18 protein-coding genes are annotated in these 20,210 nt (G+C 60.3%); 7 read left to right on the forward strand and 11 right to left on the reverse strand.

From position 1 onward, the window contains the following. The first annotated feature begins 9 nt into the window (after positions 1–9). Together GTP45_RS17790 and GTP45_RS17795 are read left to right on the forward strand one after the other, a co-directional pair. Positions 10–438 (forward strand): VOC family protein, encoded by a 429-nt coding sequence (locus GTP45_RS17790; RefSeq protein ID WP_161015215.1) that lies wholly within the window; start codon positions 10–12, stop codon positions 436–438. A gap of 70 nt (positions 439–508) precedes the next feature. Continuing rightward, a complete protein-coding gene (locus GTP45_RS17795; protein WP_161015216.1) occupies positions 509–940 on the forward strand; it encodes a VOC family protein in 432 nt (143 codons plus the stop codon). On the opposite strand, the gene GTP45_RS17800 is transcribed toward GTP45_RS17795, so the two are convergent. From GTP45_RS17800 to GTP45_RS17825, 6 genes are all read right to left on the reverse strand, one after another. Further along, positions 937–1,260 carry a hypothetical protein gene (locus tag GTP45_RS17800; protein WP_161015217.1) on the reverse strand — a complete coding sequence of 108 codons (324 nt, stop codon included), beginning with the start codon at positions 1,258–1,260 and terminating at the stop codon, positions 937–939. The two genes, GTP45_RS17795 and GTP45_RS17800, sit on opposite strands and share 4 nt — an antisense overlap. A gap of 14 nt (positions 1,261–1,274) precedes the next feature. Beyond that, positions 1,275–1,760 carry a hypothetical protein gene (locus GTP45_RS17805; protein ID WP_161015218.1) on the reverse strand — a complete coding sequence of 162 codons (486 nt, stop codon included), beginning with the start codon at positions 1,758–1,760 and terminating at the stop codon, positions 1,275–1,277. Between the two features lie 68 nt (positions 1,761–1,828). Then, positions 1,829–2,254 (reverse strand): DUF7684 family protein, encoded by a 426-nt coding sequence (locus tag GTP45_RS17810; RefSeq protein WP_161015219.1) that lies wholly within the window; start codon positions 2,252–2,254, stop codon positions 1,829–1,831. Positions 2,255–2,303: 49 nt separating this feature from the next. Further along, positions 2,304–3,185, reverse strand: a complete 882-nt coding sequence (locus tag GTP45_RS17815; protein WP_161015220.1) for an SMP-30/gluconolactonase/LRE family protein — start codon at positions 3,183–3,185, stop codon at positions 2,304–2,306. Positions 3,186–3,200: 15 nt separating this feature from the next. After that, entirely contained in the window at positions 3,201–3,824 is a 624-nt protein-coding gene (locus GTP45_RS17820) for a 2-dehydro-3-deoxy-6-phosphogalactonate aldolase (protein ID WP_161015221.1), read from the reverse strand. Positions 3,825–3,826: 2 nt separating this feature from the next. After that, a complete protein-coding gene (locus GTP45_RS17825; protein WP_161015222.1) occupies positions 3,827–4,720 on the reverse strand; it encodes a 2-dehydro-3-deoxygalactonokinase in 894 nt (297 codons plus the stop codon). Between the two features lie 222 nt (positions 4,721–4,942). Between GTP45_RS17825 and GTP45_RS17830 the strand changes: the two genes are divergently transcribed. Further along, the gene (locus GTP45_RS17830) at positions 4,943–5,473 is read left to right on the forward strand and encodes a hypothetical protein (protein WP_371874470.1); all 531 of its coding nucleotides are present in this window, start codon (positions 4,943–4,945) and stop codon (positions 5,471–5,473) included. Here GTP45_RS17830 and GTP45_RS17835 read toward each other — a convergent pair. The 4 genes from GTP45_RS17835 to GTP45_RS17850 all read right to left on the reverse strand — a co-directional run bounded on the left by GTP45_RS17835 (position 5,470) and on the right by GTP45_RS17850 (position 11,050). Then, positions 5,470–6,705 (reverse strand): MFS transporter, encoded by a 1,236-nt coding sequence (locus tag GTP45_RS17835; RefSeq protein WP_161015223.1) that lies wholly within the window; start codon positions 6,703–6,705, stop codon positions 5,470–5,472. The genes GTP45_RS17830 and GTP45_RS17835 overlap by 4 nt on opposite strands. Further along, positions 6,702–7,223 (reverse strand): PadR family transcriptional regulator, encoded by a 522-nt coding sequence (locus tag GTP45_RS17840; RefSeq protein WP_161015224.1) that lies wholly within the window; start codon positions 7,221–7,223, stop codon positions 6,702–6,704. The genes GTP45_RS17835 and GTP45_RS17840 overlap by 4 nt, the downstream gene beginning before the upstream one ends. 222 nt (positions 7,224–7,445) lie before the next feature. After that, positions 7,446–9,317 carry a glucokinase gene (locus tag GTP45_RS17845; protein WP_161015225.1) on the reverse strand — a complete coding sequence of 624 codons (1,872 nt, stop codon included), beginning with the start codon at positions 9,315–9,317 and terminating at the stop codon, positions 7,446–7,448. A gap of 95 nt (positions 9,318–9,412) precedes the next feature. After that, entirely contained in the window at positions 9,413–11,050 is a 1,638-nt protein-coding gene (locus tag GTP45_RS17850) for an alpha-glucosidase (RefSeq protein WP_161015226.1), read from the reverse strand. Between the two features lie 230 nt (positions 11,051–11,280). Here GTP45_RS17850 and GTP45_RS17855 point away from each other — a divergent pair, with 230 nt between their 5' ends. The 4 genes from GTP45_RS17855 (at position 11,281) to GTP45_RS17870 (ending at position 18,443) form a co-directional block, all read left to right on the forward strand. Continuing rightward, positions 11,281–12,828, forward strand: a complete 1,548-nt coding sequence (locus GTP45_RS17855; protein ID WP_161015227.1) for a POT-type proton-dependent oligopeptide transporter — start codon at positions 11,281–11,283, stop codon at positions 12,826–12,828. 266 nt (positions 12,829–13,094) lie between these two features. Further along, positions 13,095–15,803: an alpha-1,6-glucosidase domain-containing protein gene (locus tag GTP45_RS17860; RefSeq protein ID WP_161015228.1), complete on the forward strand. Its 2,709-nt coding sequence runs from the start codon at positions 13,095–13,097 to the stop codon at positions 15,801–15,803. 3 nt (positions 15,804–15,806) lie between these two features. Further along, a complete protein-coding gene (locus GTP45_RS17865) occupies positions 15,807–16,151 on the forward strand; it encodes a PKD domain-containing protein (protein ID WP_161015229.1) in 345 nt (114 codons plus the stop codon). Positions 16,152–16,154: 3 nt separating this feature from the next. After that, positions 16,155–18,443, forward strand: coding sequence for a GH92 family glycosyl hydrolase (locus GTP45_RS17870; RefSeq protein WP_161015230.1), 2,289 nt, complete (start codon positions 16,155–16,157; stop codon positions 18,441–18,443). 108 nt (positions 18,444–18,551) lie between these two features. Here the strand turns inward: GTP45_RS17870 and GTP45_RS17875 are convergent, their stop codons facing one another. Then, positions 18,552–20,210, reverse strand: a complete 1,659-nt coding sequence (locus GTP45_RS17875) for an alpha-amylase family glycosyl hydrolase (protein ID WP_161015231.1) — start codon at positions 20,208–20,210, stop codon at positions 18,552–18,554.

Below are 20,210 nucleotides of genomic sequence, written 5' to 3' on the forward strand. Positions count from 1 at the left end.
GAGTGCAGCATGGAAACTCAAGAGCTACATCGCGGCCGCCTGATCGACCACATCCAATTGGTGGTGCGCAATCTGCCTGCATCGCAAAAGTTTTATACCGCAGTGTTTGAAGTGCTGGACATTCCGCTCGGCGGCACTGCCGAAGACTATTTCTGGGCCGACGAACTATTCGTATCGACCGCAGACAGCCAGGCAGCGCAAGGCGCGCTGACCGGCCGCCATCACTTGGCCTTTCAAGCGAAAGACCGCGCCACGGTAGACGCTTTCTACCAAGCCGCCCTCGCCAACGGCGGCAAAGACAACGGCGCGCCAGGCGAACGTCCCTACCACCCCGGCTACTACGCCGCCTTCGTCCTCGATCCCGACGGCAATAACATCGAAGCCGTCTTCCACGGCAAAGCCAAGCGCAGCGCGCCGTCGGTGCACATCACGTTCTGACGCGCTACTGACAGAAACTGACAGGGCTGCTGAATAGAATGAGTTTCACTTTTCTTTCAGGAGTTTTTCGATGAAACCAACCACTGTCAGCGCCGTAGCCCACCTCAACTTCCGTGGCCAGGCGCGCGATGCGCTTAACTTTTACCAGTCCGTGTTTGGCGGCGAGCTGATGGCCATGACTTACAAGGATTTCGGCCAGGTGACCAACGAGGCGGAAGCGGATCAGTTGATTTGGGGCCAGGTCGCAGCGGAAAATGGCTTCCGCATCATGGCCTACGACGTGCCCTCGGCAACGCCCTATCACCCCGGCCAGAATGCTTTCCTGGTCGCGCTGGAAACCGCGACGCCTGAGCAAGTCAGCGCTTACTGGGACAAGATCGCCAACGGCGCCACCATCACCGTCCCGCTAGCGCCAGCCCAATGGACGCCGCTGTTCGGCATGCTGACTGACCGCTTTGGCACGGCTTGGGCGCTGAGCGTGGCAAGGCCGCAAAACGGTTAAGCGCTAATACGCTGGCGATGTGCAATCAGCAGGCGAGCTGCAAGTACATCGCCAGCGTCACCAATCTCGACGGCATATTTGTTGAGGGTTTCCTTATCAATCTCGTCGAGCGGCTTCCCCTCCTGCTCTTTAATCCCCGCTAAGATTGCCAATGTGATCACCCGACTTTCTGCCCTTGGAATAGAAGATGGGCCATCAAAGAAAAAGTCCCCCCTCATTTCCTTGGGCCAATCCAACTCATTAAAGGCACGGAAACAATAAAAAAGGCCTTCGTTCGCAATATCAAAGGGAACGGACTCAACATACGAAAGTACATTCATCACTGTCCTCCAGCTTAAAGTTCGCAAGCATCGAAGAAGTCGCGCGGCAGTTTTTCGATGATGTATTCCTCTGACAGCGGATTTGCTCGACGCTTGACGACTACTCGTTGAATCAAACCGGCAACTGGCTGCACGGGAATAACAAACATTAGCGGACTAAATTTGACGAGCTGCGACGTCGTCACGATATCAATAATTTCCAGATACTCGTCATCGCTGATAGTACCGTCTTTACGCTTGAACGCAGCGCCCTTCAAGATGCCGCGCCGGATATCCCTCACTTTTTTCGAGTGTAAGTCACCAGCATCTATCTCTCTTTTCAGATTCCAATAGATATCCCTGGGATTAGAGCTAGGCGGCACCGAGTTGCATGGACTTAAGGATGAGAATGCGTCGAAGAATGGCGAGCACCATGCATAATGGTTGCTACCATAGTAGCGCTCGCAAACATAGTACGAAAGCCAAGTACTACAAGAATAGTAGATGCGCTTGTTATTCATTAGAGATCTCCGCCGGGCATGACTGCTTCCGGTTTAACACAGACAGCAGAGCCGGCAGATGATCGGGGTCAAGCGTCGTGGTAGGCCGCTTCGAGTTCGTCGCGGCGCGGGGTGTCGGCAAGGTGCAGGATCAGGGTGGTGGTGAGATCGTGCGCGGGATGGATGGCGCGGTGCTGGGCGAACCAGAAGGCTTCTTCCAGTTCTTCATCTTCATGCGAGGTGACGAACACGCGCTTTGCTTCCGGCACTTCTTCGTAGTTGACGGCTTCCTGCGCGGCATCGTCGATCGCCTCGCGCCACTGGTCGGACTCCTTGCCCCACGCCAGCGCGTACAAGCAGCCGGATGCAATCAGCCAGCGGCTGATGTCCCACATCATGGTCTCGTGCACATCGGCCTCGACCACGATAACAGCCTTGAACTGGCGCAGGCCTTCCAGCACCGGCAGGTCGCTGGAAGGGGAAAGATGGAGATATTTGATGGTGGAATTCAGCATTCCGGCATTCTCGCCGGATCCGCCGAATCCCGCAAGCAGAGATGCCGGCTCAGCCGAAGCGGGCGGCGGGCACGCCGGCCACGTCCACGCGCACGGCAAACACGGCGCCGGTCAGCGGATGCGCTGCCAGCTGCTCGGGCGTGTTGTCTTCGCTCGCGGTGGTAATGAACAGGGTCTTGAGGTCGCCGCCGCCGAAGGTGCACGAGGCCGGATTACGCACCGGCACGGCGATCGTCTCCAGCAGCTCGCCCTCGGGCGAATAACGGCACACGCGGCTGCCGCCCCATTGTGCGATCCACACGCAGCCTTCGCTGTCGACGGTCATGCCGTCCGGCGAACCTTCGCCTTCGCCGAATTGGCGCCACACGCGCGGCTCGCCCAGCGTGCCGTCGGCGGCCAGCGGATAGGCGTAGGTGCGGCCTTCAAAGCTGTCGGTGTGGTACATGGTGGCGCCGTCCAGGCTAAAGGTCGGGCCGTTGCAGATGTGGTAGTCGTTGTCGAACGCGTGCAGCTTGTGGTCGGCGTCGAGACGGAACAAGGTGCCGATGGCTTGCGCATAGTCGGTGTTGTGCATGGAACCGGCCCAGATGCGGCCGGCGCTATCGACCTTGGCGTCGTTCATGCGCAGGCCGCTATCGGCCGGGAACGGACGGTGCAGGTATTCGATGCGCAGCTCCGGCTCCAGCCACACGCGGGCGATGCCGTCGCGCAGGCCCGCCATGAAGCCATCGCCGTCGCGGCGCGCGATCAGCCAGCAGATGTAGTCAGGCATGGCCCAGCTACGGCGCGCGCCGCTGACCACGTCCTGCGCGTGCAAGGTCTGGTTCTTCAGGTCGACAAAGTACAGGCGGTTTTGCTCCGCCACCCACAGCGGACCTTCGCCCAGTTGGGCTTTCACTTCCCACAGACATTGCACGTCGTATTTGCTCATCGCTTCAATTCCCTTTTATACGGCCAAAGTACGCCAGGTGCTGACAAAGGCGGCCGCACGTTCGGCCAGCTGTTCCAGCGTGACGCCGGGAGTATACAGGTTGCCGCCGATGCCGAAACCGGTCGCGCCGGCTTTCACCCAAGCGGCCATGGTTTCCGGCGACACGCCGCCCACCGGCCATACCGGCGTACCGGCCGGCAGCACGCTCTTCAGCGCCTTGATGCCGCCGTGGCCGACCGACTCGGCCGGGAAAATCTTCAGCGCGTGTGCGCCCGCATCCAGCGCGGCAAAGGCCTCGGTCGGCGTGGCCACGCCCGGTGCACAGTACATGCCCAGATCGGCAGCACGGCGAATTACGGCAGGCACGCAGTTCGGCGAAACCAGCAAGCGGCCGCCAGCCGCATGCACGGCTTCCACATGCTCAACGGTGAGCATGGTGCCGCCGCCAACCAGCGTATCCGGCAAGTCCAGCTTTACGATGGCAGCAATCGCCTCGATCGCGCCCGGACGGTTCAGTGGCACTTCCAGCGCGCGGAAGCCCGCAGCGTGCAGCACCTTGGCGACATCAACCGCCTCTGCAGGATTCAAGCCGCGCAGGATGGCGACTAGCGGCGTGGCTGGATGGGATGGGGTGGTCATGGTTAAGCCTTGAGAAATTTGGAAACCGCGGTGCAGTACACCTGGTGTGGGTCGAGCACTGAGCACTTCACACCGAAGTGCTTGGCAGCGATGTCGTAGCGCGCAGCCAGCGCCGGCGAACCGATCACGGTAATGCCCTGCCCTTCGGCGGCGCGCGCGGCAGCGGCGAATTCGGCGCCGATCAGCAAGCCGCTCACGGTAGCCGCCGCCTGCTGCGGCGCGGCCGAACGCGACACCACACCCGCGCGCACACGGAACAAGGAATTCGACAGCGGCTCGTTGCGCGCCGCTTGATTGAGGCCGGTGGCAAAGCCTTCGGCATCGGAAGTATCGCCGTCCATCATGGCGGACAGGGTGCCGCCCTTGGACAGCATGGCGAACAATTCACCGGTCATATAGGTAGCAAAGGACTGGATCACGCCGTCGCGCAGCAGCACCCACTTGCTGTGGGTGCCGGGCAAGACGATCCAGCCATCGCGGTGGCCGAGCACAACCGCGCCCAGCAATTGGGTTTCTTCGCCGCGCATCACATCAGCGGACGCGCCATTGCGGTAGACGTAGCCGGGAACGATGTAGCTACGGCCGGCCCAGGCCGGATCAGTCACGGCAGCCAGGTGCTGCGGCAACTGTTCCAGCGGCACCGAGACGTCGAGATAGTTGACTTCTTGCCAGCCCGAAGCGCTGCCGACCATGCCGGACATAACCACCGGCACATCCGATGGCAGCTGCATCGCGTCCAGCACGCTGGCCAGCGAGGCGCCGAACTTGTCGCGCCCGCCCACCGCCAGCATGCCTTGGCCGTCTTCGTGCTCTGCCAGGCAGGCGCCGGTTTGATCTATCAGATAGGCGCGCCGGTTGCTGGTGCCCCAATCTATCCCCAAAATATTCTTATTCACTAGGCTGATCCTTTACTGATGCTGCAACGATGGTACGAAAAAGCCCTCCAAACAGCCAATGAATTATCGTGCCGGACTAATACCAAAATAGTATAGGGGAAGCCCAAAAAGTTGCCGCATGGGTGCCTTTGGTTTAGTATGTCCGACAATAAAACGTCTCGTTACTCCTCCGCAATGGAATTAAGCAAGCAGTCCTCCCGCAAACTGATCATCGCTGGCGCGGTGACGACAGTAGTTGCATTGGGTTTGGCCGCCTACTTCGCCGCCTCGCCATCGGCCGAATCGCAGGTGACGGTACAAGTTCCGGCCGCATCGTCAGCCAGCGCCAGCAAAGCAGCCTCGGCCGCGAAAACCGCACCGGCCGCCGCACCGCACCGGCCGGCCGACATCAAGGATCCGCTACCGCCGGGCGAGCCCAAAGCCGTCCGCAACAAGGAACAGGGCGCAGCCGCGCTGATGGCGCTGCCGGAATTGCAAGCGTGGTCGAGTCTGATTGAGAAGAATTCGGGCGGCAAAGCCCATGGCGGCCTGCTCGAATACGACCCGATGCCACGCAAACTGAACGGCAAGAGCTACTGGCAGTTCAGCTACGTGGAAAACAGCGCCGAGTCGGCGCTGCGCTGGGAAAGCTTCCTCGTGTCGTCCAACGATGACGAGATCCTGGTGGAAGACGCCAGCAGCGACGAAGTCATCAGCCTGGCGCGCTGGCGGCGTGAAAAACATCCGGCCAAGCGCACCGCAGTCGACAACTAAGCCGCCTTCTGTTCCGGCGCCGCTTTAATGGCAGCGCCGCGTACCTGCCCTACCCACAGCACCGTCAGCACGGTCAATCCCGCCGCGATCCAGCCATTCAAGCCATAACCGGCGATGCGGCCGGAAACTTCGGTATGCAAAGTCAAGCCGCCCAGCAAAGCGCCGACACCGGTGCCCACTTGCTGGATGGCGGCATTCGCGCTGAGGAAAGCACCGCGCCGGACAGGATCGGGCACGGTCGTCATCAGCGTCTGCATCGGAATACTGCGGCCCGAGGCCAGCACCATGAAGAACGGGAAGAACAGCACCACGCCGATCAACGGGATCACCGGCATATGGGTAATGAACAGCACCGGCAAGATAAACAGCAGCGAGACGATGCGGTACACCTTCTGCGCGCCAACGCGATCCGACCACTTGCCGATCATGCGCGCAGTGAAGAAGGTAGCGATGCCGCCCGCGAGGTAGACATAGGTGATTTCGGCCGGCTGCAAACCGACGTTATTCACCAGCACCGGCGAGATAAACGGAATCACCATCATGCCGGTCATCATATTGATAGCCGAGAGTGCGAAAGCCTTAAGGTGCATGGGCTCCTTGTACAGCGCAATCAAATTCGGCAGCATGGCCGACAACGGCGCGCGGTTGCCGAGGTGACCGTCCAGCGCCGGCAGCACGCGCGCGGCCAGCAGCAAAATCGGCAGCGAACAAATCACGAGAATGTAGAACGGCGAGGCCCAGCCATAGTGCGCGGCCAGCATCACGCCGGTCGGCACGCCGGCCACGGAGGCCATGCTGAACGAGGTCATGACGATGCCGGTAGCAGCGCCGCGGCGGTTGGCCGGGATCAAATCGCCAATGATGGCCATGACGATAGCGCCCAGAATGCCGCCTGTCAGACCGGCAAAAGCGCGCGACAGCACCAGCACATGGAAGTTAGGCGCAGCGGCGCACGCCAGATTGGATAGCGTGAACAGCGCGAACACCGTCAGCAGCAGCTTGCGGCGGTCGAAACGGTCGATATACATGGCGGCGGCAAGGCCGGAGATGCCGGCGCACCACGCGTAGGCCGACACCGCGCCCGAGACGGCGGCCGGTTCGATGTGAAAAGCCTGCATCAGCTGCGGCGCCAGCGGCATCATCACCATGAAGTCCATGATGACGGTGAACTGCGTCAGCGCCAGCAGCCAGAGAACGAGGCGCTCGCGCGCCGGGGTAAGTGGGAAATTCATAGAGCGTTGATATCCTCGGCGGCCTGGCGCAGGATGGCGCGGATTTGCTCGATCCTGGCGGGATTGTGATTGCTGGCGCGCGCCTGCTCGATAGCTGCGTGCTTCAACTCGTGCATCGCAGTGCGCAGGCCTTCTCGGTGCTCGTCGCCCTCAGTCAGGCGAGCGAGGATGGCGTCGACAAACTGGCGGTTCTCGGCAAGGAAAGCCTCGCCTTCCGGCGTAATGGTGTGCAGCTTCTTGTTGCCATCGGCCGAGGCGACCACGTGGCCCATGTCCAGCAGCATGGACAGCAGCGGATAGATCGCGCCGGGGCTAGGCGAATAGCCGCCGCCCGAGCGCTGTTCCAGCTCCTTGATGATTTCGTAACCGTGACGCGGCTTCTCCGCGATCAGTTGCAGCACGACATAGCGCATAGCGCCGGCGTCGAACATTTTAGGGCCACGGCCGCCGCCGCGCGGGCCGTGACCATGGCCGCCGTGAATATGCGGATGGCGCAAAGGATGCAAAAATCGAAACATGACGAACCCCTTAAGATATAACTTATTAAGATATATCTTAACCTATTGCGACAGGAGTTCAAGTATCGATTTGTAACCTATAGCGGGGTTGACGTTGCAGGTCGCCGTAACAGCATGCGGCACTAACCCAACCCGCACACCGCTGCGACCAGGGTCTGACCCCGTACGGGGTCAGACCCTTTCGTTTGGGGGACTAACAACAGCAGTAGACCCAAACCCGTTTTAGCCGTCCAGGTGGGAGATCAGCAGGCGGCGATTCTCGGCAGAGTCGCCGGTCTTGTGTTCGACCACCAGGCGCGAGTTCTGCGCGTCCAGCGAGATACCGACCGACAGGATGTCGATCAGCAGCAGCTGCAAAATCCGCGAGATCATCGACAGGAAGGTGGTGCTGTCTTCTGTATGATCCACGGTCAGGCACACGCTGGCCTTCTTCGCCAGCGGCGAATTGCTGGAGGTGATGGCGATAACATCCGCCCCTGCCGCGCGCGCCGCATCGACCGCCGCCAGCAAATCCGGCAGCTTGCCGGAGTTGGAGATGGCAATCACCACATCGCCCGGTTTCAGCAACTCGGCGGCCAGTGTCAGCAAGTGCGAGTCGCCATACGCCGAAGTCGGAATGCGGAAGCGGAAGAATTTGTGCTGGCCGTCCAGCGCGACCACGCGCGAATTGCCCATGGCGTAGAACTCAACGCGCTTGGCTTTCGCCACCAGCGCAATCGCCTTGTCCAGCGAACGCACATCCAGCTGGTCGCGGAATTTCAGAATCGCCGACACGGTGTTGTCGATGACCTTGGCGCTCAGATCGTGCGTACTGTCGCTAACGCGCACCTGGCTATGACGCACAGGAATCGCACCAGTCAAGCTGCTGGCGAATTTCAGTTTGAAGTCGGCCAGTCCGAGGAAGCCCAGCGAACGGCAGAAGCGGATCACGGTCGGCTGGCTCACTTCCGCCAGACGCGCGATATCGGCAATCGGCTCATTCAATACAAGGCGCGGCTGCTCCAGCACCAGTTGCGCGACGCGCTGCTCGGCTGGCGTCAGCTCGTGCTGCAGGTGCTGCACGCGTTCCATCAGCGTATTGGCGCCGCTGCGGCCGCGCAGGTGTTCGGACAAAATCGTCGCCACGCCGTAGAACGCAGGATTCGGCGTGGTGATGACGTAGGTTGGAATCTCCGCCAGATAGCTGGTGAAACGGCCCTTGGCTTCAAAGCGCGCGCGGAACGGCGAGGTAGTGAACCAGTCCCCCAGGCGCGGCACAATGCCGCCGCCGATGAACATGCCGCCGAACGCGCCCAGCGTCACGGCCAGGTTAGCGGTCGCGCCGCCCAGCATGGCGCAGAAGCATTCCAGCACTTCGAGGCACAGCGGGTCTTTGTCGGTCAGCGCGCCGGAGATGATTTCTTGCGAGGTCAGGTCGCGCACCTGGCGGCCATTGCGCTTGGCGATGGCGCGGTAGATGATCTCCATGCCGGGGCCGGAGATCAGGCGCTCGGTCGAAACGTGCGACCAGGTTTGCCATGCGTATTGCAGGATGGCGTATTCGCGTTCGTCGGCCGGTGCGAAGTTGGTGTGGCCACCCTCGGAACCCAGCGTGACGAAACCGTCGACAGTCGGAATCACGCCCGACACGCCGAGACCAGTGCCCGGCCCCAGCACGCCGATCACAGAATTAGAAGCCGGCTTGCCGCCGCCGACCTGCATCAAGTCCGACGGCTTAAGGCCCGGCAGCGACATCGCCAGCGCGGTAAAGTCATTCACCACCAGCAGCGTGTGCAGGCCGAGCGCGCGGCGCACTTCGTCGGTGGAGAATTCCCACGCGCGGTTAGTCATGCGCACGTAGTCGCCGCTGACCGGATTCGCTACCGCCAGCGCGGCGTGATTGAGGTTGACGCCAGCATGGTCCGCAAGATAGGACCGCAGCATCGCCACGATATCAGGGAAATCGTCGCACTTCAGTACCCGTACTGCGCGGAACTCGCCGGGGGCGGTCTGCAAGGCGAAGCGGGCGTGGGTGGCGCCGATGTCGGCCAGCAGGCGCGGGCCGTCGGCAAAGGCGGTACGATTGAGTTTTTGATCCACTTCTGCTTGTTTCATCGTCGGTTCAGTCAAAACAGTTGGCGGAAGCATACCTGAAATACGTGGTGTTAAGAAGGAAACGACACATATCGCTTCCTTTCCTGCGCTGTTTTTTAGGCAGCGTAGCCGAACCACGCGCCGAAGGCTGGCAAGGTCACCTTGCCATTCGCCGCGCTGCCCGGCAGGCCGTAGCCTTGCAGCTGCTCGGCGCCTGCGCTTTGCGGCAGGTCCACGGTTTGCGCTTCGCCGGTCAGATTGAAGACGGCGAGGATGCTGCGCTCACCTGCCAGGTCGCGGCGCAGCGCCAGCACCTGGTCTTGGGTGTCGAAGAATTCGATATCGCCGCGCAGCAGCTGCGGGTGCTTGCGGCGCCACGCGATGAAGGCGCGGGTGAAGGCCAGCGACGATTCCTTGTCCTGTTCCTGCACCGAGGCCGCCTTGGCCAAGTGATCCGGCGACACCGGCAGCCATGGCTTGCCGGTGGTGAAGCCGCCATTGGCCTCGTTCGACCAGGCGATCGGCGTGCGGCAGCCATCGCGGCCTTTGAACTCCGGCCAGAAGGTGATGCCGTATGGGTCTTGCAGCAGTTCGAACGGCACGTCGGCTTCGGCAAACGCCAGCTCGTCGCCTTGGTACAGGCAAGGAGTGCCTTTTAGCGACAGCTGCATCGCCAGTACCAGCTTGGCAAACGACTGCGGCGCAGTCGGGCCGCCCCAGCGCGACGCCACGCGCTGTACATCGTGATTACCGACCGACCACGAGGCCCAGCCGCCCTTCACGCGCGCCTCGAACGCTTCCACCTGCTTGCGGATGTAATGCGAGGAGCACTGCGGCACCAACAGGTTGAAGCTGTACGCCATTTGCAGCTTGTCGCCGCCGGCGGTGTATTCCGCCATCACGGCCAGCGAATCATCGGCGCCAACTTCGCCGATCGACACGGCCTTGTATTCATCCAGCAGCGCGCGCAGTTTTTGCAGGAACGGCAGATTCTCTGGGCGAGTCTTGTCGTAGATGTGGGCCTGCATGCCGTATGGGTTCACGTCCGACACGGTGGCGGTGTCGCGCACGGTGGCCGGCGGATTGCTGCGCAGTTCCAGATCGTGGAAGTGGAAATTGCAGGCGTCCAGACGGATGCCATCCACGCCGCGCTCCAGCCAGAAACGCAGCGCATCAAGGTGCGCTTGCTGTACTTCTGGATTGTGGAAGTTGAGCTGCGGCTGGCTCACAAGGAAGTTGTGCATGTAGTACTGCCGGCGGCGCGTATCCCACTGCCACGACGAACCACCAAACACCGACATCCAGTTATTCGGCGGATTGCCGTCCGGTGCAGGGTCAGACCAGACGTACCAGTCGGACTTAGGATTGTCGCGGCTGGAACGGCTCTCTTTAAACCATGCGTGATCTTCCGCAGTGTGCGCCATGACCTGGTCGATCATGATCTTCAGGCCGAGGCTATGGGCTTTGGCGATCAACGTGTCGAAGTCGGCCAAAGTGCCGAACAGCGGATCGACGTCGCAGTAGTCGGAAATGTCGTAGCCGAAGTCCTTCATCGGCGATTTGAAGAACGGCGAAATCCAGACGATGTCCACGCCCAGCGATGCGATATAGTCCAGCTTTGCCGTAATCCCCGGCAGATCGCCGACGCCGTCGCCATTGCTATCCATGTAGCTGCGCGGGTAAACCTGGTAGATGATCGCGTCGCGATACCAGTCTGGAGAGTGAGGCGAGACTTGAGTAAGTTGCTTAGTCATAAGAGAATCCGGGGTTGGCTGTCTGGTGGGATTATTTTTGTAGAGAATATACATCACGAAAACAGATTTTTCAATCGGAGACCAGCTTAACGATTATCACAAATAACCGTTAAAAAACATAAACTTAGGCATTTCCACAGGAATACCTCGGATAAAAAATAGTAGTCAAACTACACACTACAGGAGTAAATATAGTGAGCAACGAAGTCAGTACAGCCGGCAACGGGCCTATGCCCCGGCAAATTCCCTACATCATCGCCAACGAAGGCTGCGAGCGTTTCAGCTTCTACGGCATGCGCAACATCCTGACGCCGTTCCTGCTCAGTACCCTGCTGTTATTCATTCCGATCGGCGACCGCACCACGGAAGCCAAGCACGTTTTCCACACTTTTGTGATCGGCGTGTACTTCTTCCCGCTGCTGGGCGGCTGGATTGCCGACCGTTTCTGGGGCAAGTACAAGACGGTTTTCTGGTTTAGCCTGATCTACGTGGCGGGCCATGCCTGCCTTGCGATTTTTGAGCACGACCTGGCCGGCTTCTACACCGGCCTCGCGCTGATCGCGTTTGGTTCGGGCGGCATCAAGCCGCTGGTAGTGGCGTTTGTCGGCGACCAGTTCGACCAGACCAACAAGAACCGCGCCAAGGTGGTGTTTGACGCCTTCTACTGGATCATCAACTTCGGCTCCTTCTTTGCTTCGCTGCTGATGCCGGTGTTCTTGCGCGACTACGGCCCGGCCGTGGCGTTTGGCATTCCGGGCATCTTGATGGCGATTGCGACGGTCGTGTTCTGGGCCGGCCGCAAAAAATATGTGCACGTGCCGCCGGCTGCGCCGAATCCCGATTCATTCAGCAGCGTGGCGCGCACTGCCCTGTTGGCGCGCGCAGAAGGCCAATCGCGTCCGGGCCTGACGGTGGCTGGCGCAGGTGCCGTCGGCGCGGTGATCTCGCTGTGCATGACGCCATCGTGGGGCTTCGTGATTGCCGCTTGCACGGCGCTGGTGCTGGTGCTGGCGTTTGGCGGCATCGGCGTATCGATGCAGCTGGAACGCGCGCGCGGCAAACATACCGATGCGGCGGTCGAAGGCGTGCGCGCCGTGCTGCGCATCCTGATCGTGTTCGCAATGATTACGCCGTTCTGGTCTCTGTTCGACCAGAAGGCGTCGACGTGGATCGTGCAGGCCAACTCGATGGACAGCCCGCTACTGTCGATCTTCGGCTGGGAATTCAAACTGCTGCCGGCGCAAATGCAGGCAGTGAATCCGATCCTGGTGATGCTGCTGATCCCATTTAATAACCTGGCGCTGTTCCCGCTGATGCGCATGATCGGCATCACGCCAACGCCGCTGCGCCGCATGGGCATGGGCATCGCCTTCTCGGCGTCGTCGTGGGTGGTGATCGGCATGATCCAGTTGTGGATGGATGGTGGTGATCACGTCTCGATCCTGTGGCAGCTGCTGCCGTATGCGCTGCTGACCTTGGGCGAAGTGCTGGTCTCCGCGACCGGCCTGGAATTCGCGTACAGCCAAGCGCCAGCCGCGATGAAAGGCATCATCCTGAGCTTCTGGTATCTGGCCGTTACCGTCGGCAACCTGTGGGTGCTGATCGTGAACGCGGGCGTGAAGAATGACGTAGTGAGCGGCTGGATTGCCGGCAGCGGATTGAGTCCGATCGCCTTCCAGATGTTCTTCTTCGCCGCCTTCGCCGCAGTCGTCGCCGCCTTGTTCGCCCTCTACGCCCTGCGTTACAAGATGGTCGACAATTACCGCAAAACTGCATAGCCATAGCTCGATTGAGACGCGCCGCCAACCCAAAAGGCAGGGTCTGACCCCGTACGGGGTCAGACCCTTAGTCGCCGCAGTGCGGGTTTAGCAATTCCCGCGTACTCAGCAGAAAAAGCCGAACCGGAACCCGCTTGGTTTTCGCCTTGCGGGGCAAACATCGTATCAAAACTACAGATTCTGGAGTACCATAACCGCCAAATTCAGGGGTAAATTGCGGATTTTGTAATCGCACTACCTAAACTAGCGGTTTTGGGAGACAGAATATGAGTAGTAAGTGCTTGGCGTTGGTTGGCCTGGGGAGCGCGTTGGCGCTTGGTTGTGTGACGGCTTCGGCGGCGCCGGTCATCGCGGATTGCGATGCGGCGTTTGCTACGACGCTGAACGCTGCGCCGGCCACCGATGCGCGTGCTTACTGGCTCAATCGCCAGCTGATTAAGTGGCCGGGCGCGGACGCTGGCGGCGGTGTGTTCAAGCTTTACTACTCGGCTACCGCGCAACTGCGCGCCGCTCCCGGTGCGCGCGTAAGCGGCGCTGATGGTGCGATCGCGTTGTCGCGCTCTGATGACAGCACGCCGGAACGCTTTAAGTTTGTCGGCAATGGCCCGGTATTGGCCGTGGTGGCAGCCGATACGGCGCGCGTTCCCGCCGCGCTGCGACAGCAAGCACTGATCGTACTGGAAGCCGAAGACGGCACGGTACGCGATGCCACCTCGCTGCAACTCGCCGGCGCGCTGGATGACATCTACGCCAGCGCCGCCAAGTCCGATGATCTCGGCGTCACCGTCGGCCCACGCGACGCAAGTTTCAAGCTGTGGGCGCCGACAGCGCAAAATGTAGCGCTGTGCACCTACGCCAGCGGCAGCAGCAAAGCCACCGCCATCACGCCGATGACACGCGATGACGCCACCGGCATCTGGTCTGCGCGCGCCGGCAAAGATGGGCAGTACTATCAATACCTGGTGGACGTGGTCGCGCCAAACGCGGGCCTCGTGCGCAATCTGGTCACCGATCCTTATTCCGTCAGCCTGACCACGGACTCGAAGCGCAGCTACATTGCAGACCTCAACGCCGCCAAGCTGAAACCGGCCGGCTGGGACAAGACGCCATCGCCTAAAAAGGTCGCCGCGCAAACCGATATGACGGTGTACGAACTGCACGTGCGAGACTTCTCAATCAACGACAGCACGGTCAGCACTGCGCATCGCGGCAAGTACGCCGCGTTCACCGAAACCAAATCGAACGGCATGAAGCACCTGGCTGCGCTGAGCAAGGCCGGCATGACCGACATCCACCTGCTGCCCGTCTACGATATCGGCAGCGTGCCGGAACAAGGCTGCGTCACGCCAAATATCGCAGCAGCTGCGCCGGACAGCGAAGAACAGCAAGCTGCAGTCACCAAGGTCAAGGCCCAAGACTGCTACAACTGGGGCTACGACCCATTCCACTACAACGCCCCTGAAGGCAGCTACAGCACCGATCCGGCCGACGGCGCCAAGCGCATCGTCGAATTCCGCCAGATGGTGCAGGCGCTGCACAAGGCCGGCCTGCGTGTCGGCATGGACGTGGTCTACAACCACACCTTCATCGCCGGCCAGCACGAGAAGTCGGTGCTCGACCGCGTGGTGCCCGGCTACTACCACCGCCTAAATGCCAAAGGCGAGATCGAACGCTCCACCTGCTGCGACAACACCGCCACCGAAAACCTCATGATGGGTAAGCTGATGGTGGATTCTGTCACCCTGTGGACTAAGCAATACAAGATCGACTCCTTCCGCTTTGACTTGATGGGCCACCAGCCGCGCGCGGCGATGGAGCAAATCCAGGCCCGCGTCGGCAAGCACATTAACCTGATCGGCGAAGGCTGGAACTTCGGCGAAGTGGCCGACGGCGCGCGCTTCGTCCAAGCCTCGCAACTGTCGCTGAACGGCAGCGGCATCGGCACCTTTAGCGACCGCGCGCGCGACGCCGTGCGTGGCGGTGGAGCCGGCGACAGCGGCGCGCAACTCATCACGCAGCAAGGCTACATCAATGGCCTGGTCTACGACGCCAACGAACAGGCAGGCCAGCGCCCGCCAGCAGACCTGCTGCGCGCATCGCATATGGTAAAAGTGGGCCTTGCAGGCACCATCCGCAGCTATCCGCTGACCACCGCCGACGGACACACCGTCGCGCTGCAAGACATCGTCTACGGCGGCAACCAGCCGGCCGGCTACGCCAGCGAACCGGGTGAAACCGTCAACTACGTCGAGAACCACGACAACCAAACCCTGTACGACATCAACGCCTTCAAGCTGCCGCAAGGCACCACCGCGCATGAACGCGCGCAAGTGCAAATGCTGGGCGCTGCCATCAACGCCTTCAGCCAAGGCGTGGCTTACTTCCACGCGGGCTTTGACATCCTGCGTTCCAAGTCGCTGGACCGCAACAGCTTTGAATCGGGCGACTGGTTCAATCGTCTCGACTGGAGCTACCAGGACAACTACTACGGCAGCGGCCTGCCGCCGGCGGAAGACAACGGCAAAGACTACGCCCTGATCAAGCCACTGCTGCGCAACGCGAACATCAAGCCTGCACCGGCGGACATCGCGTACGCGCGCGACGCCTTCCGCGACCTGCTGGCCATCCGCTCCAGCAGCACCTTGTTCCGCCTGCGTACCTCGGACGACATCAAGCAGCGCCTGCGTTTCTTCAACACCGGCCCGGCGCAAGTGCCGACCGTGATCGCCGCCCACATCGACGGCAAGGGCTATCAAGGCGCGCGCTTCAAGTCGATCACTTACCTGATCAACGTGGACAAAAAAGCGCAGCAGATCACCGTGGCCGAAGAAAAAAACCGCAACTACCAGCTGCATCCAGTCCACACCCGCATGACCGCAGCGGACAAACGCGTGGCCTCGGAAGCCAAGTACGATAAATCCACCGGAACCTACACCATCCCTGCACGCAGCGCGGTCGTTTTCGTTGAAAATTAATGGATGCGAAAAACATCCATCCTGATCCTGCTTCTACTTAGCGCGTGCGGCGGTAACTACACGCCCCAAGCCAATCGCGCGCCGGTGGCCGATGCCGGCCCGCCCCAAACCGTGGCCGCCGGCAGCGCGATCAAGCTGGCCGGCAGCGGCACGGATGCGGATCAGGACATCGTCCTCTTTTCATGGACGCTGGCCAAACCGGCAGGCAGCAGCGCGACCCTGCTAAACTACCACGTCGCCACACCGACGTTTTTCGCCGACCTGCCGGGAACCTATGTCGCCACCTTGGTTGTCAATGACGGAAAGCTCGATAGCGCGCCTTCTTCCGTCACCATCACAGCCAACTAGGACATGAAACTGCACACCCTCGCACTGCCTACCCTGTTGATAGCACTGACCGCCTCGGCGGCCCCGATCAAAGATCCGGTCGAATGGATCAATCCCTTAATGGGCACTGCGAGCAAGCCCGAACTCTCCAACGGGAATACCTACCCGACCATCGCACTGCCGTGGGGGATGAATTTCTGGACGCCGCAAACCGGCAAAATGGGTAATGGCTGGGCCTACACCTACGACGCCGACAAGATCCGCGGCTTCAAGCAAACGCACCAGCCGTCGCCATGGATGAACGACTACGGCCAGTTCGCCATCATGCCGGTGACGGGAAAATTACGCTTCACGCAGGACGACCGCGCCAGCTGGTTCTCGCACAAGGCGGAAACGGCCAAGCCTTATTACTACAGCGTGTACTTGGCAGATGCTGACGTCACCACCGAGATCACGCCGACCGAGCGCGCCGCGCAGTTCCGCTTCACCTATCCAAAGACCGACGAAGCCTACGTAGTGGTGGACGCCTACGATAAAGGCTCTTACATCAAAGTGCTGCCGGAGCAGCGCAAGATCGTCGGCTATAGCACGCGCTATGCGCGCGGCCCACTGCCGAAAAATTTCAAGAACTACTTCGTTATCTACTTCGACAAACCGCTCACCTCCGCCCGCATCTGGAGCGGCGACAAGCTGGTGGAAGGCGTGACCGAATTAGCCAGTAACCACAGCGGCGCAGTAGTCGGCTTCAAAACCGAAAAAGGCGAGAAGGTCGGCATGCGCGTGGCCTCCTCCTTCATCAGCGAAGAACAAGCGGAGCTGAATCTTAAGCGCGAACTGGCCAACGACAGCTTCGACACCACCGCGCAAAAAGGCAAGGACACATGGAATAAAACGCTAAGCCGCATCAGTGTGGAAGGCGGCAGCGACGAACAAACCCGCACCTTCTATTCCAGCTTGTACCGCATGCTGTTCTTCCCGAATAAGCTGTACGAGATTGATGCGAACAACCAGATCGTTCACTGGAGTCCCTACAACGGCGAAATCCTGCCCGGCTATATGTTTGCCGGCACCGGCTTCTGGGACACCTTCCGCGCGCTGTATCCGTTCTTGAATCTGATGTACCCATCGATCAATCGCGAGATGCAGGCTGGCTTGGTCAACGATTACAAGGAAGGCGGATGGCTGCCAGAATGGTCCAGCCCCGGTCTCGCCAACGTCATGATCGGGAATAACTCGGCTTCGGTGGTGGCGGAGGCTTACATCAAGGGCTTGCGTGGCTATGACATCGAAACGCTATGGCAAGCGCTCAAGCATGGCGCCGATAACGAGGGGCCGATGCAGGCAGTGGGCCGTGCTGGCGTGAAGTACTACAACGAGCTGGGTTACGTGCCGTACGACGTGAAGATCAACGAGAACGCCGCGCGCACGCTGGAATATGCTTACGACGATTTCGCTATCTACCAATTGGGTAAGGCGCTGGGCAAGCCGGAGTCGGAAATCGGCATCTACAAGCAGCGTGCCATGAATTACAAGAAGCTATTCGATCCTGAGTCTGGGCTTATGCGCGGCAAGAACAAGGATGGCAGTTTCCAGTCGCCGTTCAATCCTTTCAAGTGGGGCGATGCTTTCACTGAGGGGAATAGCTGGCATTACACGTGGTCCGTGTTCCAGGACGTGCATGGTTTGATGGATTTGATGGGCGGCCGCGAAAAGTTCGTCGCCAAGCTTGACCAGGTGTTCACGCTGCCGCCGACGTTTGATGAGAGCTATTACGGAGAGGTCATTCACGAGATCCGCGAGATGCAGATTGCGAACATGGGCCAGTATGCGCATGGCAATCAGCCGATCCAGCACATGATTTACTTGTATGGCTATGCAGGTGCACCGTGGAAGACGCAGTACTGGGTGCGCGAGACCATGAATCGCTTGTATAAGCCGACGCCGGATGGTTATTGCGGGGATGAGGATAATGGGCAGACTTCGGCGTGGTATGTGTTTTCTGCGCTGGGCTTTTATCCTGTGACGCCGGCGGTGCCGCAGTATGTCGTCGGTGCGCCGCTGTTCAAGAAGGCGACGCTGACGCTGGAGAATGGGAAGCAGATCGTTATCAATGCGCCGGCCAATGGCGATAAGCAGCGTTATGTTGGCGCGCTGAAGGTGAATGGCAAGCCGTATACGCGTAACTGGCTCGATCACAAGGCGCTGATGCAGGGTGCGGTGTTGGACTTTGATATGCGTGCTACCCCAAACACGGGGCGCGGGGTGGGTGGGGCTGACGCTCCGTACTCGCTGTCGACGGATCGTGCCCCGTAACCCCGATCCGTCAACAGCTACACTTCGATTGAGCCACCGCCGTAACCCGGTGAGGCGGGGTCTGACCCCGTACGGGGTCAGACCCCTGGTGGCCGCAGTGCGGGTCGGTTATTCCTGACCGATCAGCACTATCGCGTTCTTGGTGCCGAAGTTGACGCTGTCTCCGCGCACCACAGCGGTCTTGCCGCTGTAGTAGTCCTTCACCTTCTGGCCATTGGCAAACACGCCGTGCACTTTGATCGTGCTTGGTTTGTTGGTCGGCAGATCGAGCGCCACCACTACTTTGTCGCGCAGGCCATCCTTCTCATACGTGCGCTTGAATACGTACGGCTTGGCCGACAACTGCTGGTGCACTCCAGCCCCCACCGCCACGTGCGCCTTGCGGAATAAGCCCAGCTTCGCCCAGTGCGCGCGCACGTCGGCGATTTTGTAGCCGTCGCGCTCCACGTTCTGCTCCAGTTCATTCCAGTTCATGAAGGAGCGCAGCTTGGCATCACCCTCCGCTTCCGCGATATCAAGCTTGCGCGCCGTTTCGTCGCCGTAGTAAATCTGCGCCGCACCGGGAGCCAGTAGCAGCTTGGTTGCGCTTTCAAACGGCTTCTTGCGCGCAGCATCGAACGGCGCGCCATCATCGTGCGAATCCAGATAATTCAGCACCGAGTAGCCGGTCAGCGGGCCGCCGTGCAGCGCGTTGGAATAGCTGCTGAAGATAGCCTCGTAATCCTTCTTCGCATCCTGCACCAGCCCGAAGTTAATCATGCTGTTGAAGTTGGCCTGGTAGTAGTTGGCGTAGGAACCGCCGCCCAAGTGGTGCGACTGCCCTTCTGCGATGTTGTAGTTATAAACCTCCGCCGTGGCGTAGAACTTATCGTCGCTCAGCTTCTTATCTGGATTGGCCTTCTTCCAATCCTCAAAGGCGATGGCGGATTCTTTCAGCAGCTCTTTCCACACCTTGGCTTCCACGTGCTTGACGGTGTCGGCACGGAAGCCGTCCACGCCGTACTTGCGGATCCAGTCGGTGTGCCACTTGATCAGGTAGTAGCGCGGCGCGCGCGGATAGCCGGTGCGGGCGAAGAATTCATTCAGTTCCTTCACCTCCTGCTCGAAGCGGCCTTCGCGCTGCCATTTCGCCGCCAGGCGCTCCGGCAGTTGTACCGGCACATCACTCTCGGTCAGGAAGTCCGGCAGGTTTTTCACCAGCGTGCATTCGACGGTAGTCTTGGCATCCTTGTAGGTGCACTGCGGTGCGGTGCGTACCCAATCCTTGGGCCACACTGGATCGGCGTCGGTCACTGGGCCTGTATGGTTCATCACCACGTCCAGCAGCACGCGGATGCCGTGCGCGTGCGCCGCTTCCACCAGGTTGCGGAAGTCGTTCTCGGTGCCGAGATTGGCGTCCACCGAAGTAAAGTCGGAAGCCCAGTAGCCATGGAAGCCGTAGGACTTGCCCGTGCCTTCATCCGTGCCTTCGTGGATTTGCTCCACCGGTGGCGTGATCCAGATCGCGTTCACGCCCAGGCTATCGAAATAGCCTTCGTTGATTTTGTTGATGATGCCAGCCAGATCACCGCCCATGTAGCCGCGCAGCGGTGCTGCATCTGCGCGGCGGTCGTAGGCCAGGTCGTTGCCGTTGAAGGCATTACTAAAACGATCCGTCAGCAGGAAATAGACTGTCGCGTTCTCCCATAAAAATGGCTTGGGTTTTTCGGCGGCGATGGCCGCCGTGCTGCTCAATGCCATGGCTAATGCGAGTGTCGTCAATTTCAT

Origin of the sequence: Duganella rivi, from assembly GCF_009857435.1 — a bacterium.
GTDB classification, from domain to species: domain Bacteria; phylum Pseudomonadota; class Gammaproteobacteria; order Burkholderiales; family Burkholderiaceae_D; genus Rugamonas; species Rugamonas rivi.

Excerpts from the sequence above, each read along its gene's own strand:
- GTP45_RS17790 (WP_161015215.1), top strand. The coding sequence starts at position 10 with ATGGAAACTCAAGAGCTACATCGCGGCCGCCTGATCGACCACATCCAA.
- GTP45_RS17795 (WP_161015216.1), top strand. The coding sequence starts at position 509 with ATGAAACCAACCACTGTCAGCGCCGTAGCCCACCTCAACTTCCGTGGC.
- GTP45_RS17800 (WP_161015217.1), bottom strand. The coding sequence starts at position 1,260 with ATGAATGTACTTTCGTATGTTGAGTCCGTTCCCTTTGATATTGCGAAC.
- GTP45_RS17805 (WP_161015218.1), bottom strand. The coding sequence starts at position 1,760 with ATGAATAACAAGCGCATCTACTATTCTTGTAGTACTTGGCTTTCGTAC.
- GTP45_RS17810 (WP_161015219.1), bottom strand. The coding sequence starts at position 2,254 with ATGCTGAATTCCACCATCAAATATCTCCATCTTTCCCCTTCCAGCGAC.
- GTP45_RS17815 (WP_161015220.1), bottom strand. The coding sequence starts at position 3,185 with ATGAGCAAATACGACGTGCAATGTCTGTGGGAAGTGAAAGCCCAACTG.
- GTP45_RS17820 (WP_161015221.1), bottom strand. The coding sequence starts at position 3,824 with ATGACCACCCCATCCCATCCAGCCACGCCGCTAGTCGCCATCCTGCGC.
- GTP45_RS17835 (WP_161015223.1), bottom strand. The coding sequence starts at position 6,705 with ATGAATTTCCCACTTACCCCGGCGCGCGAGCGCCTCGTTCTCTGGCTG.
- GTP45_RS17840 (WP_161015224.1), bottom strand. The coding sequence starts at position 7,223 with ATGTTTCGATTTTTGCATCCTTTGCGCCATCCGCATATTCACGGCGGC.
- GTP45_RS17845 (WP_161015225.1), bottom strand. The coding sequence starts at position 9,317 with ATGAAACAAGCAGAAGTGGATCAAAAACTCAATCGTACCGCCTTTGCC.
- GTP45_RS17850 (WP_161015226.1), bottom strand. The coding sequence starts at position 11,050 with ATGACTAAGCAACTTACTCAAGTCTCGCCTCACTCTCCAGACTGGTAT.
- GTP45_RS17855 (WP_161015227.1), top strand. The coding sequence starts at position 11,281 with ATGCCCCGGCAAATTCCCTACATCATCGCCAACGAAGGCTGCGAGCGT.
- GTP45_RS17860 (WP_161015228.1), top strand. The coding sequence starts at position 13,095 with ATGAGTAGTAAGTGCTTGGCGTTGGTTGGCCTGGGGAGCGCGTTGGCG.
- GTP45_RS17865 (WP_161015229.1), top strand. The coding sequence starts at position 15,807 with ATGCGAAAAACATCCATCCTGATCCTGCTTCTACTTAGCGCGTGCGGC.
- GTP45_RS17870 (WP_161015230.1), top strand. The coding sequence starts at position 16,155 with ATGAAACTGCACACCCTCGCACTGCCTACCCTGTTGATAGCACTGACC.
- GTP45_RS17875 (WP_161015231.1), bottom strand. The coding sequence starts at position 20,210 with ATGAAATTGACGACACTCGCATTAGCCATGGCATTGAGCAGCACGGCG.